This window comes from Psychrobacter fjordensis, assembly GCF_904845995.1.
Taxonomy (GTDB): Bacteria; Pseudomonadota; Gammaproteobacteria; order Pseudomonadales; family Moraxellaceae; genus Psychrobacter; species Psychrobacter fjordensis.
In genome coordinates this window covers 452068-464436 of the sequence record NZ_CAJGYP010000002.1, presented here as the reverse complement: position 1 = coordinate 464436, position 12369 = coordinate 452068, and the positions used below count along the sequence as shown (strand labels likewise).

At 42.7% G+C, this 12369-nt stretch carries 10 protein-coding genes; 7 read left to right on the top strand and 3 right to left on the bottom strand.

Annotated elements, in window-relative coordinates:
* Nucleotides 1-179 precede the first annotated feature (179 nt).
* Nucleotides 180-1481, top strand: coding sequence for an ABC1 kinase family protein (locus JMW61_RS10460; protein ID WP_110923790.1), 1302 nt, complete (start codon nt 180-182; stop codon nt 1479-1481).
* 43 nt (nt 1482-1524) lie between these two features.
* Here JMW61_RS10460 and JMW61_RS10455 read toward each other — a convergent pair whose 3' ends face one another.
* On the bottom strand, nt 1525-2355 hold the full coding sequence (locus tag JMW61_RS10455; RefSeq protein ID WP_110923789.1) for an ion transporter: 831 nt from the start codon (nt 2353-2355) through the stop codon (nt 1525-1527).
* A gap of 317 nt (nt 2356-2672) precedes the next feature.
* Between JMW61_RS10455 and JMW61_RS10450 the strand changes: the two genes are divergently transcribed.
* The 3 genes from JMW61_RS10450 to feoB all read left to right on the top strand — a co-directional run bounded on the left by JMW61_RS10450 (nt 2673) and on the right by feoB (nt 6109).
* A complete protein-coding gene (locus JMW61_RS10450) occupies nt 2673-3422 on the top strand; it encodes a YebC/PmpR family DNA-binding transcriptional regulator (protein ID WP_194196659.1) in 750 nt (249 codons plus the stop codon).
* 231 nt (nt 3423-3653) lie between these two features.
* Nucleotides 3654-3992, top strand: a complete 339-nt coding sequence (locus tag JMW61_RS10445) for a FeoA family protein (protein WP_201551066.1) — start codon at nt 3654-3656, stop codon at nt 3990-3992.
* A 197-nt stretch (nt 3993-4189) separates the two neighbouring features.
* Nucleotides 4190-6109, top strand: a complete 1920-nt coding sequence (gene feoB, locus JMW61_RS10440; RefSeq protein WP_201551064.1) for a ferrous iron transporter B — start codon at nt 4190-4192, stop codon at nt 6107-6109.
* A 197-nt stretch (nt 6110-6306) separates the two neighbouring features.
* Here feoB and JMW61_RS10435 read toward each other — a convergent pair whose 3' ends face one another.
* Both JMW61_RS10435 and ftsY read right to left on the bottom strand, forming a co-directional pair.
* Complete coding sequence (locus JMW61_RS10435) at nt 6307-6879, bottom strand: methylated-DNA--[protein]-cysteine S-methyltransferase (protein WP_201551062.1); 573 nt, start codon at nt 6877-6879, stop codon at nt 6307-6309.
* A 226-nt stretch (nt 6880-7105) separates the two neighbouring features.
* A complete protein-coding gene (gene ftsY, locus JMW61_RS10430; protein WP_227687444.1) occupies nt 7106-8482 on the bottom strand; it encodes a signal recognition particle-docking protein FtsY in 1377 nt (458 codons plus the stop codon).
* A gap of 333 nt (nt 8483-8815) precedes the next feature.
* On the opposite strand from ftsY, the gene JMW61_RS10425 reads away from it, so the two are divergent.
* From JMW61_RS10425 to JMW61_RS10415, 3 genes are all read left to right on the top strand, one after another.
* A complete protein-coding gene (locus tag JMW61_RS10425; RefSeq protein ID WP_197101362.1) occupies nt 8816-8980 on the top strand; it encodes a hypothetical protein in 165 nt (54 codons plus the stop codon).
* A gap of 205 nt (nt 8981-9185) precedes the next feature.
* A complete protein-coding gene (locus JMW61_RS10420) occupies nt 9186-10685 on the top strand; it encodes a M16 family metallopeptidase (RefSeq protein ID WP_406947831.1) in 1500 nt (499 codons plus the stop codon).
* Between the two features lie 117 nt (nt 10686-10802).
* Nucleotides 10803-12308 carry a M16 family metallopeptidase gene (locus JMW61_RS10415; protein WP_227687443.1) on the top strand — a complete coding sequence of 502 codons (1506 nt, stop codon included), beginning with the start codon at nt 10803-10805 and terminating at the stop codon, nt 12306-12308.
* Nucleotides 12309-12369: the final 61 nt, after the last annotated feature.

The following is a 12369-nucleotide window of genomic DNA, read 5'->3' as shown; positions in this document are numbered from 1 at the left end:
TGAGATAAATTGCAGTCAAACAAGGAAAATAGCGCAGATAATATCGAGATATTAGTCAGCTATTTGACGCCGTTTGGCAAGATTTAGCCATTTTTAACCCATTTAGATGACTATCGATTGAATTGAGGACACGCCCTAGCATTATGGCTGAATAAACAACCCAATATACGGTGATATGAATGGCAAAATCGTCTGGAAAGCGCTTTATGAAACTCGCTGGCATGACTGCAAGTATTGCCGGAAAAGCAGCTAAAAACTCATTTAAGCACCTATCAAGCGATGAAGAGAAACGTCTGCAAGCACGCTCGGAGCTCATGCAAGATGTGGGGATTCAAATAGCTGAGACGCTTGGTGAAATGAAAGGCGCCGTCATGAAAGTGGGGCAAATCGCGTCACAATATAAAGACGTGTTTCCACCTGAGGTTGCCACAGCTCTAGAAAAGCTGCAAAAAGATGCGCCGCCCATGCCATACGCACAGATACAAGCTCAAATAGAACGTGAGCTTAAAGCGCCTGTTGGAGAGCTGTTCAACGAATTTGAAGAAACACCATTTGCCGCTGCCTCTATTGGACAAGTGCACAAGGCAGTATTGCCCTCTGGTCAAAGAGTCGTGGTCAAGGTTCAGTATCCCGATGTGGATGAAAACTGTGATAGTGACCTCAAACAAGTACGTATGGCATTGAAAATCGCTGGCGTGCTCAATATGAGCAAGCAACTACAAGAACAGTTGTTTCATGAGATTCGCCAAAGTTTGCATGATGAGTTGGACTATATTAAAGAAGCGCATAACTTACGCGTATTTGGTGCATTTCATGCAGAGGACGAAGGTCTTATTATTCCGAAAGTTATTAGTAGCCACTCTTCTAAACGGATTTTGACACTGACTGAAGAGATGGGAGAAACTCTCACCGTCGCAGCGAGTTGGGATAATGACATCAAACAAGAAATAGCCAAACGCCTGTTTCATTTTACTGCAGGGCAGCTATTTGGACTGTATCGTATGCACTGTGACCCCCATCCTGGCAACTTTGCCTTTCGCAAAGATGGTAGCGTCGTGGCTTATGATTTCGGCGGTATTCGCAGTTATAGTGACAACGAGGTTCAACTGTTCCGACGTTTCGCTAAACATGCGATTAAAAGTGACGTCACGGCTCTTGAGCAAGATTTGGTGGCGTTAGATATTCGCCGTGATGATGATAAAAACATCCCTGGTGAATTCTATGAAAAATGGCTATCCATTGGCCTAAAGCCCTTCTCTATTGAACCTTATCAAACAGGCACTTTCGATTTTGGTAGTAGTCAAATACACCACGAAGCCATTGCACAAATGCGAACATCTTTGAAGTATTTTGGCCAGTTTCAACCTTCTGCAACGACCATGATGCTCGACCGAACCGTGTCAGGGCAATATTGGAATTTGGTCAATCTGGGTGTAGATATTGACTTATCACCACTTATCAGTGAGTACATCGATATATAGCATGACACGACGTAAAAACTCATATCAAAGCAGCTAGGCCATACTAAACATGCAGCGCATGTCCACAGCGATCACAAAACTCTGCTGCGATGGCGTGACCAAACTTACCACAGTTGGGACAAGTAACAGGATTTAGTTGAGGACGCATATTACGTGCTAGCTCAGAGGTAAAAATACCAGTAGGTACGGCAATGATAGAATAACCCGTAATCATGACCATGCTCGCAATCGCTTGACCAAGCGGGGTCTTGGGTGACATATCACCATAACCTACTGTAGTCATCGTAACGACCGCCCAGTAGATAGACAGTGGAATACTGGTAAAACCGTTTTCTGGTCCTTCTACTACGTAGATAATCGAACCAAAAATCGTGACTAGTAGTACGAGAGATAAAAAGAATACCGTGATCTTTTGCTGACTGGTCTTGAGCGCTGAGGCCAAAAAACCCGCTTGTTGCATATAAGCTTTGAGCTTGAGTACGCGAAAGATACGCAAAATGCGCAAAACGCGTATGACGAGTAGATACTGCACACCTACGAACATCAGGCTTAAGTAACTTGGTAATACGGACAACAAATCCACAACCCCAAAGAAACTAAAAACGTAACGCAAGCGATTGGGGGCTGAAAATAATCGTAAGGCATATTCCATCGTAAATAAAATGGTAAAAAACCATTCTGCGTAAAAGAATATAGTGCCATACTGCAGGCGCATATATAGCACGCTATCAAGCATCACCACAGCCACACTGGCCAAGATTGCAATCAATAATACAATATCAAAAAGCTTGCCTAAACGAGTGTCCGTGCCTTCAATAATGACATGGATACGGTTACGCAAGTGTGTAATGGCTTCGGCAGTGAGTTGCTTCATAGAGTCAGTAACTTCATAAAATCAATGGCTTGATAGCATCCAATGACTTAAAATGTGATGGATAAGGCCAAGTTAGTCAAAATACACAAAACTGGTTTATAATATTGCTCACCTATCACAGTGAATACAATCTATAAGTTGCCACAGTGTAGCAAAAAAGCACTCTCAACAACATACAAATCGTTAACGTGTCAGTAGCTCTATTACGTAAAAAAGATAGACTATCTATCTGATAAGACACGTGACTTAGTATGAAAGATGATTATTAAACACTTTTTTAAGCACAATAAATAGTACGCAGAACTTAAGGATGTTATATGGCAGGCCATTCAAAGTGGGCAAATATCAAACACCGCAAAGCTCGTCAGGATGCGGTAAAAGGTAAAGTATTTACCAAGATTATCCGTGAAATTGTTTCTGCTGCCAAGCAAGGTGACCCCGACCCTGATAAAAACCCGCGCTTACGTGCCGTGATCGAAAAAGCACTATCTGTCAATATGACCCGTGACACGATTAACCGTGCGGTCGACCGTGGTACAGGCGGCGGTGACAATGAAAACATGGAAGATGTTAGCTACGAAGGTTATGGTGTTGGCGGTGTGGCAGTATTGGTCGAAACTATGACTGATAACCTAAACCGTACGGTCAGTGAAGTACGTCATGCTTTTACAAAAAATGAAGGTAATCTTGGCACTACAGGTTCAGTGGCTTATCTGTTTACCAAACGCGGCGAAATCACCTTTAACGATGTAAGCTTAGAGGATGAAGTCATGCTGGCTGCACTAGATGCTGGCGCACTCGATATCGAAAATGATGGTGAAAGCTTACTTGTTATCACTGAATGGGAAAGCTTCGGTCAAGTTCAAGATGCGCTTAATGCAGCGGGTCTTGTTTCTGACAATGCGGAAGTAACCATGTCGCCATCAACCATTGCCGAAATAGACAATGTTGAAGATGCCGAAAAAGTCATGAAAATGATTGATATGCTAGAAGATATCGATGATGTACAAGAGGTTTATAGCAATGTGAACTTCTCTGCCGATGTGATGGCGCAGCTTGAAGGATGATCGATACAGTCTCAAATGTGGCCTATGTTGCTGAACTTTGAGACCTAAATATTAGAAATACCTTTTAGTATTAATCATTTAAACTTTAGAGCCAGACAGTTTCTTACTGTCTGGTTTTTTGTTGTCACAAGCTGCCTTATGGATATTGTTTTTGTGAAAGTTGAGGAATATAATCGCACAAAAACAGTAATAGTTATTATTTGCAATAATGCGAATAATTAAGGACTCTCTATGAGTATTACGATCCTCCCTTCTCAAAGCCCCACTACCGATTCGTCTACTCTTTCTGATAACAAAACCACATCATCTCCTGTCTGTTCATTGCTGGATTTCGATAAACGTCAACCTGCCATCATTGATGAGATTGTCGCCAATAGTCGGTTTGGTGAGATCGATGGTGCTATCAGTCAACGACTAAAAGATTTAGGGTTTTTACCTAATACGTTGATTCACATTGTAGCCAAAGGGTTATTTGGTAAACCACCTTATGCAGTGCAGCTGAGCACTGGCGCACAGTTTAGCTTACGTGCCGATGAACTAATAAAAATACAATGCCGCGCTGTCACATAAAGGCAAATGATAAAAGGCACTAATTGTTGGATGCCCACGTGCTCTATCCAAACGCTTTTTTCATATAGTCTATTCCATTTAAAAGTACTACAAGGCAACCGAGTGTAGATGTATATTAAATACGTCAAGCGAGGTGAATGCAGTAACACTTTTATTAGAATGACTATGCCAGTCCTTTAACAGCGATTCATAAGCTTATGACCTCTTCAGCAACCCTTTCAGTACCAGCCACTCAAACTAAAGCCAGCACTGCTCCTATCACACTGGCTTTGGTCGGCGCACCCAATTGCGGCAAAACAGCTACTTTCAATGTACTTACAGGCTCTAAAGCTAAAGTGGCAAACTACTCTGGCGTCACAGTTGATAAACGCAGTGCTAGCCTACTTGGGCACTCTAATGTCAATATTTTAGATCTACCGGGCACTTATAGTTTAAAAACAGCCAGTCTCGATGAAGAAGTCACTCGTAAAGTACTGTTTGGTCAGATGCCAGGCGAATCTGTCCCTGATGGGATTATATTTGTGGCTGATGCAACCAATCTACGTATGTCATTACGTATGTTGCTAGAGCTAAAAAACTTAGGCTTACCCATCATCGTGGCACTCAATCTAAGTGATGTGGCGCAGAGCCGTGGTTTAGTCGTAGATGAGTCGATACTATCAGATGAGCTAGGCGTTCCTTTCGTACAAACAGTCGCCATTAAACGTAAAGGCTGTGCGAAATTACTCACTTTAGCCGATGAACTGATTGATTATATTGGTGATAGCGAGCAGCCCATACATTTTTTTGAGACTGATACTGATACCCATACGATGTACCAACAGGCTGACGATATTCTCAGCCGAGCCGTGACGGCAGTACAGCGTTTGCCCAAATGGCATGAACGTTTGGACCAATTGACACTTCACCCCGTGATAGGTGTTGTCATCTTATTGATGATTTTATTTGTTATATTTCAAGCAGTATATGCATGGGCCACACCACTGATGGACAGCATTGAGTGGCTAGTAGGCAGCGTGGGAACTCTGTTATCACAATGGCTACCAGATGGAATATTACAAAGCCTAATTGTCGATGGTATCGTGGCTGGTGTGGGCAGCGTCGTGGTGTTTGTGCCACAGATTGCTTTACTGTTTTTATCTTTGTTAATACTTGAAGATTCAGGATATCTGCCCCGAGCCGCTTTTTTATTAGACAATTTATTGGCCAAGATAGGTCTGTCTGGACGCTCGTTTATTCCCCTACTCTCAGGGTTTGCTTGCGCCGTACCAGCGGTTATGTCAACCCGTACTATTCCTAGTCACACAGAACGATTGGTAGCGATTGCTGTTTTACCCATGCTAACCTGTTCGGCTCGTTTACCTATTTATGCACTCATTATTGCCGCTGTTATACCCAATCATACGGTACTTGGCATATTTAATTTGCAAGGCATTACGTTATTTATACTATATGTGGCTGGCACGTTTTCAGCAGCGCTTATCTCTTGGCTGTTCAAGCGCTTCCATAGTACAAAATCAGAGTCTTCGGCTTTTCCTTTATTAATGGAGCTACCCACGTATCGTATGCCCAATGTTAGGCATATAGCGGGTGAGCTTTGGGACAAAGTAAGTGCGTTTCTCATAAAAGCCGGTACCGTTATTTTCACCTTGTCCGTTGTGCTATGGGTGTTGGTTACCTTTCCAGAAGCCCCTACTGGCACCGCTGGACCCGCTATTGATTACAGCTTTGCTGGTATGCTTGGCCATTTGATTGAGCCTATTTTTGCGCCTATTGGCTTTACCTGGCAGATGTGTATTTCTTTGATTCCAGGGCTTGCAGCAAGAGAAGTTGTGGTTGCCGCTTTGGGTACAGTCTATGCCGTGGGCAGTGTCGGTGATGAAGCTATCAATCAAACGCTTATTCCCATCATTCATGCCCAGTGGGGACTTGCGACTGCATTTTCATTTTTAGCATTTTACGTATATGCGCCTATGTGTTTGGCCACGCTGACGGTTATCCGCCGCGAGACCAAATCGTTAAAGCAGACGTTGGCCATCACTGGCTACTTGTTTATATTGGCTTACGTCATGGCTTGGGTAGTTTATCGAATAACAGGCCAAATTTTTGGATTCTAAGGAGTTAATAATGAGTATATGGTTAGAATATTTTATCGTCTTTATAATCGTTGCCATCTCTATTTACTATGTATGGACAAAGGTCATATTTAAGAAGTCACAAGGCTGCTCTGGCTGTAATAAATGCACCAAATAAAAAGCACCAAACCTCATAACAGGTTTGGTGCTCAATCAATTCGTAAAAAGCAGATTTACGATTATGGCTTACATTTGACCCCTTCAAGCGCTAACAAATATTCTTTTTTATCTAGCCCGCCTGTATAACCGCCAAGCTTGCCATCACTAGCAATCACTCGATGACAAGGCACGATAATACTAAAAGGGTTTTTGCTATTGGCATTAGCAACGGCACGAAACCCTTTAGGACTATCAACACGCTTTGCCAATGTAGCATAGCTGATCGTTTCGCCATGATTGATATCTTGTAGTGCCTGCCATACTTGCTGTTGGAATTTAGTGCCCAAGCTCATATCTATCGGCAAATCAAACGCCTGAAGCTCACCTTTAAAATACGCCGTTAATTGCGCGATGGCTTCTATTAACAATGCTTGAGAAGGTTCATTATTGCTTAGGCTATTATTGTCTATAAAGGTAAATTCTTGCTCTGTAAGTTTATAATGCTTTTTGAGTTTGGGAATAGATTTTGAGTGCTGCCAAGAGTTACCTGCCAGCAACCAATTGGCCTCAACGAGCATAGGGTAACCATGCTCATTGACACGGGCGATTAGCGTTAATCGATGTGATCCAAAGGCTGCTGTGGTAACTATCATGGTGTCTACTTCCCAATTGTTTTAAAAATGATTTACTAGGGCGTGTCTTCAATTTAATCGATAGTCATCTAAATGGGTTAAAGATGGCTAAATCTTGCCAAACATCGTCAAATAGCTGGTTAATATTCCGATATCATCTGCGCTATTTTTCTTGTTTGACAGCGATTTATCTCATTTTTATCACCACTTTTGAAATGAAGACACGCCCTAACTGAAAACAGCTATTTTATTCTTTATCATCGGTCTCGAATAACGCAGCAACAAACTGTTTTGGACTAAAGGCACGTAAATCATCAATCGACTCACCCACACCAATATAGCGAATAGGCACGTCTGTCGTTTCAGCAATATTAAAGACTACGCCACCTTTTGCCGTACCATCTAATTTGGTAATCGTAATACCAGTCAATGGTACGATTTTATTAAATAGCTCTACTTGGTTAATCGCATTTTGCCCTGTACCAGCATCAAGCACAATCATGCCTTCATGCGGTGCACTTGGATCGGCTTTACGCATGACACGTACGACTTTCTCCAATTCAGCCATCAAGTGAGTTTTGTTTTGCAGACGACCAGCAGTATCCGCGATTAGCACATCGATGTTTTTGGCTTTGGCAGACTGCATGGCATCGAAAATGACAGACGCACTATCAGAGCCATGACCTTGCGCTACTACTGGTATGTTATTACGCTCACCCCATATCTGTAGTTGCTCTGTCGCAGCAGCACGGAAAGTATCACCCGCCGCCAACATGACTGATTTACCTTCACCTTGTAGGCGCTTGGCAAGCTTACCAATCGTTGTGGTTTTACCCACACCATTGACACCAACGACTAGGATGACAAATGGCTTTTTGGTGCTATCAATCACTAAAGGCGCAACTTTCGGGGTTAAGATATCGACCAGCTCACTTTGCAGTGCTTTATATAATGAGTGTGCATAAATCAAATCTCCACGGGCGGTCTGCTCAGTGAGACTTTTGATAATACGATTGGTTGCATTCACCCCAATATCGGCAACAAGCAGCTGATCTTCCACTTCTTCTAATAGCTCGTCATCAATCTCTTTGCCACCGATCAAGATACTGACCATACCTTCGGCTAGGTTTTTACGTGACTTACTCAGCCCCGTTTTCATACGATTAAACCAACTGCCTTTTTTATTGTTTTCTTGGCTCTCTACTGATTCTGGCGCTGTCTGAGTTACCGCTTGCGTATTGCTACTTGCATTGCTATTGGCATTAATATTAGCATTGCTACTTGCAGCACTAACAGCTGATGTATCCCCTAACTGATCCTGTAATGGCATGGTTGGCGCAGTAGAAATACTACTAGGTGTCGCAGCGTTATGTTTATTAACTGTATCGCTTTCGATTGGCGAGCCCAGAGCGATATTGTCTGCTGCATTGGCGACAGCATTGATACTTGGTACTTCTTTATTTACCGTGCTGTCTTTTTGCGCTGCTGCAACATCGACAGTCTCATCGATAATGGGTACGGATTGTGCCGATAGACTGGGTAAAGTAATATCGTCGTCATCTAAGTCATCAAGATCTCCATCGAGGTTAATGACCACACGGCTATTATTGTTTGGGTTATTCATAAGCTTGCCCTAAAAGTTATCACAATCAGTTATTTGTTTATTTTAAATGGGTTTATCGGTCATGATGTTTTGACCATCGACATGACAAATAATTTTGCCCTAGTTTAGCATAATTCAGGTTGTACTCAGCCCTTACCCTCATAGACTATCGTCAAAATTTATAAGTTTAAGAGATCATATAACCGACTGAGAAAGTTTTGCTTAAGGTTTGGACACAAAAATCTGACTTTACACATGTTAAACTTCACCTACTCTACCAGTCTTACTTCCTTGTTCTAGCTTTTCATTCTATACCTAGAAACCACTTTGGTTATCACCTTTTAGGAGTTACCTATGTCATCACTATCTAACACTTATAAAAAACATGCACAGAAAATAATCAGTATCAGTACCGTAATGCTGATAGCGACCGCCACACTAGCAACAACAGGCTGTAACACCACACATGATATTAAGCCAACTGCTACTGTTATGGTCGGTGCACACACTTCTCTATAGCACTTTATCACGACAACTAAGGCCTATTAGACATTCACAAATTGTCAGTGCTTTTCTAACGTTAAGTCATCTGAAAAGTTAAATCGTCTAAACAATAGCCATTGTCTGTCTATACCATAGCTGAATAGTGAACCTGTCCTAATATATTGTTTAATTTATCAATCATCAGTTTACAAGCTATCATTTTATATGAGTAGAACACATCATGACATTGTCTTTACCACTACCTAAAACCGCTTTACGCATTGCTTGTTCCATCGCAATGATGACGACCCTTGCCGCTTGCCAAACCAATGCTATCGATCCGAAGCCATTGTCTACCGCTCAAATTCCAGCAACTCCGAGCATATTAAACCAAGATAAAGCTGGTCAAAACCAAACGACCAATGACAATCAGTCATCATCATTAACCATGGACATGTCCGGTCGACATGAGTATCAGTTAGAGAACGGTCTGAAAATAGTGATAAAAGAAGACCATCGTGCACCAGTGGTCATGTCTCAGATTTGGTATCGAGTAGGTTCAACTGATGAGCCAATTAACAAGGGTGGTATCTCTCACTTACTTGAGCATATGATGTTTAAAGGCACTACTGACGTGTCAAGTGATGATTATGAGCGCTTAATTGCGAAGTTTGGCGGCGTCAATAATGCCTTTACGAGCTATGACTATACAGGTTATTACGAGCTGTTCCCTGCAAACCGATTCCCCCTAGCGCTTGAGCTAGAAGCAGATCGCATGAAAAATCTACTGTTCAATGAAAAAGAGTTTGTCAAAGAGCACCAAGTTGTCATGGAAGAGCGCCGTCAACGTACCGATGACAATCCACTGGCAAAAGCATACGAGTCATTTCGTTTACTTGCACTGCCTAACAGTCCAAAAGGTGAGTCCGTCATCGGACCCATGAGCGAGCTTGAATCAATAACGCTTCCAGAGTTAAAAGACTGGTATCAAAAATGGTACGCACCAAACAATGCAACCTTAGTCATCGTCGGTGATGTCGACCCTCAAGACGTGTTGGCTCAGGCCAAACGATACTTCGGTGAGCTAACGCCGAGCGCTTTACCGAAACGCCCTACTGTCAGTCAAAAAGGCTTCCGTGGTTATCAGAAAGTCGACTCCGAGCAAGCTGTACAAGTACCGGTTTTATTAATGGGCTATAACGTACCTAGCCTCGTCACAGCAGGTGAAAGTAATGAAAAACAAGCGTATGCGCTCTCACTGGCTCAAGATGTATTAGATGGTGGCTTGTCTGCTCGCCTTGAGAGTAGACTGATACGTGAGCAAGGACTATTGACCACAGTAGGAACGTCTTATGATTTGCTCGATCGCGGTGATGGCCTATTCTTGATTCAAGCAACTCCACGTGAAGGCGTGAGCTTAGAACAAGCTCAGCAAGCTATTATGACTGAGATAGAGAAGCTAAAAACTGATCCAATTGCCGCCGATGAAATCAGCCGTGCCAAAACCAACACGGTGACAGGGCTTGTCTACGCACAAGATAGTATGGAAGGTCAGGCACGTATGATTGGCTCGTTGCAGTCCATTGGACTAGATGACAGACTGCTTGCCGAGCTACCCGCCAAGCTTGATGGCATCTCGATCGCGGACATACAAACTGCCAGTAAAAAATATTTAGTAAAAGACAATTTAACGGTCATGCATATCATACCGCCTAAAGACCAAGTAAACACAAAAAAATAATGGTGTGGTAATTGCGCCGATCATAAAGACGTTACTATTAATAAGAAGAAAACCATGACTCAAAATAATGACTTGTTGCAGACAAGAAGAAAACCTCTAAATCATGCACGAATACCAATGCAACGATCAAATGCTGCATCTAAAAAACTATCTTATCTAGGCATAGGCGTATTGTTCGGTATGACGATATTAACGATACCCGCACAAGCGGACTCAGCGGCTACTGAAGAATACCGCGGCTCAGCGGCTGCCGTAGATACGAGCGCACCCATTGCCGCATTATCGAAATTGACGAGCTTAAATGATGCCAAACCTTTGACCGTCACCGTACCAACAATTCAGCAGTTCAAAACCAAATCAGGTGTACCTGTACGCTTTGTACAAACCACAACATTGCCAATTGTCGATATCGACTTGCGCTTTAATGCAGGTAGCGCACGTGATGGCAGCATCCAAAAAGATGGCTTTGGTATTGCTAGTATGACGGCTACCATGCTGACGCAAGGCTCTAAAAGCTTGGATGAAAACAAATTCACACAAGCAGTTGAAACATTGGGTATCAATCTAGACAGCAGTGCCTATAAAGACATGTTTATCGTCTCATTACGGAGCTTATCTGATGATAAGCATCTACTGCCTGCCATCGACTTAATGACACAGATGCTCAGTGAACCTGCTTTTGACGATGCTATCTTAGCGCGCAATAAAGCACGACTATTGGTCGGTTTGCAGCAGCAAAAACAAGATCCAAATAGCCTTGCCAGCATTGCCTTTGATCAGGCGCTATATGGAGAGCACCCCTATGCTCACCCATCCGCTGGTACGCTTGAAAGCATCCCTAATATCGGCAAACAACAGCTGATAGATTTTAAAAATCGTTATTTAGTTGCGGCTAATGCCTCGCTTGCTATGACAGGAAACCTAACCTTAGTACAAGCGAAAAAACTGGCTGAAGATATCACCGCCGAGCTACCGACAGGTCAGGTAGCACTTGAATTACCTGAGCCAAAATCACTAAGCCAAGCAAAACACATTCATATTCCATTTCCAAGCACCCAAACTACCGTACTGATGGGCCAGTTGGGTAGCAAACGTGCTACCAACACAAAAGATCAGCAGCAGCAAACAAACTTTGCTGTCGGTAACGAAGTGATGGCTGGGGGAGATTTTAATGCACGGCTGATGACTGAAATTAGACAAAATCTTGGTTACACCTACGGCATATCAGGATCTATGAACCCAATGCTCGCAAAAGGCCCATATCAGATTGGGTTTTCAACCCGTAATAATAAAGCTCGTGCTGCCATTGATGCCAGTTTAGAGGTTATCAATGATACTTTAGATGAGGGTATTACCAGTAGCGAGATGCAGCTAACAACAGATGGCCTTAAGAATAGTTTTCCAATGGGGTTTGCGAGTAATGCGGGGATTAATGGTTTACTTGGTATGATGAATTTCTATCAGTTACAAGACAATTATCTGACCAATTACGTCAATCGTATTGACCAAGTAAAGCTATCGGAGGTAAATCAAACAATGCGTGACACGCTAAAGCCTGATGATTTTTTAATTGTCACTGTCGGCCAAGATGACCCTTGGAAAGATAAGAAATCTAAAAAGTAATTGCTTAGCTCAAGAGCGATGCCAGAAATAGCATCGCTCTTCACGTTTATCTTTAGTGATA

Coding starts and splice junctions, on each gene's coding strand:
- JMW61_RS10460 (WP_110923790.1), top strand. CDS start 180: ATGGCAAAATCGTCTGGAAAGCGCTTTATGAAACTCGCTGGCATGACT.
- JMW61_RS10455 (WP_110923789.1), bottom strand. CDS start 2,355: ATGAAGCAACTCACTGCCGAAGCCATTACACACTTGCGTAACCGTATC.
- JMW61_RS10450 (WP_194196659.1), top strand. CDS start 2,673: ATGGCAGGCCATTCAAAGTGGGCAAATATCAAACACCGCAAAGCTCGT.
- JMW61_RS10445 (WP_201551066.1), top strand. CDS start 3,654: ATGAGTATTACGATCCTCCCTTCTCAAAGCCCCACTACCGATTCGTCT.
- feoB (WP_201551064.1), top strand. CDS start 4,190: ATGACCTCTTCAGCAACCCTTTCAGTACCAGCCACTCAAACTAAAGCC.
- JMW61_RS10435 (WP_201551062.1), bottom strand. CDS start 6,879: ATGATAGTTACCACAGCAGCCTTTGGATCACATCGATTAACGCTAATC.
- ftsY (WP_227687444.1), bottom strand. CDS start 8,482: ATGAATAACCCAAACAATAATAGCCGTGTGGTCATTAACCTCGATGGA.
- JMW61_RS10425 (WP_197101362.1), top strand. CDS start 8,816: ATGTCATCACTATCTAACACTTATAAAAAACATGCACAGAAAATAATC.
- JMW61_RS10420 (WP_406947831.1), top strand. CDS start 9,186: ATGACATTGTCTTTACCACTACCTAAAACCGCTTTACGCATTGCTTGT.
- JMW61_RS10415 (WP_227687443.1), top strand. CDS start 10,803: ATGCAACGATCAAATGCTGCATCTAAAAAACTATCTTATCTAGGCATA.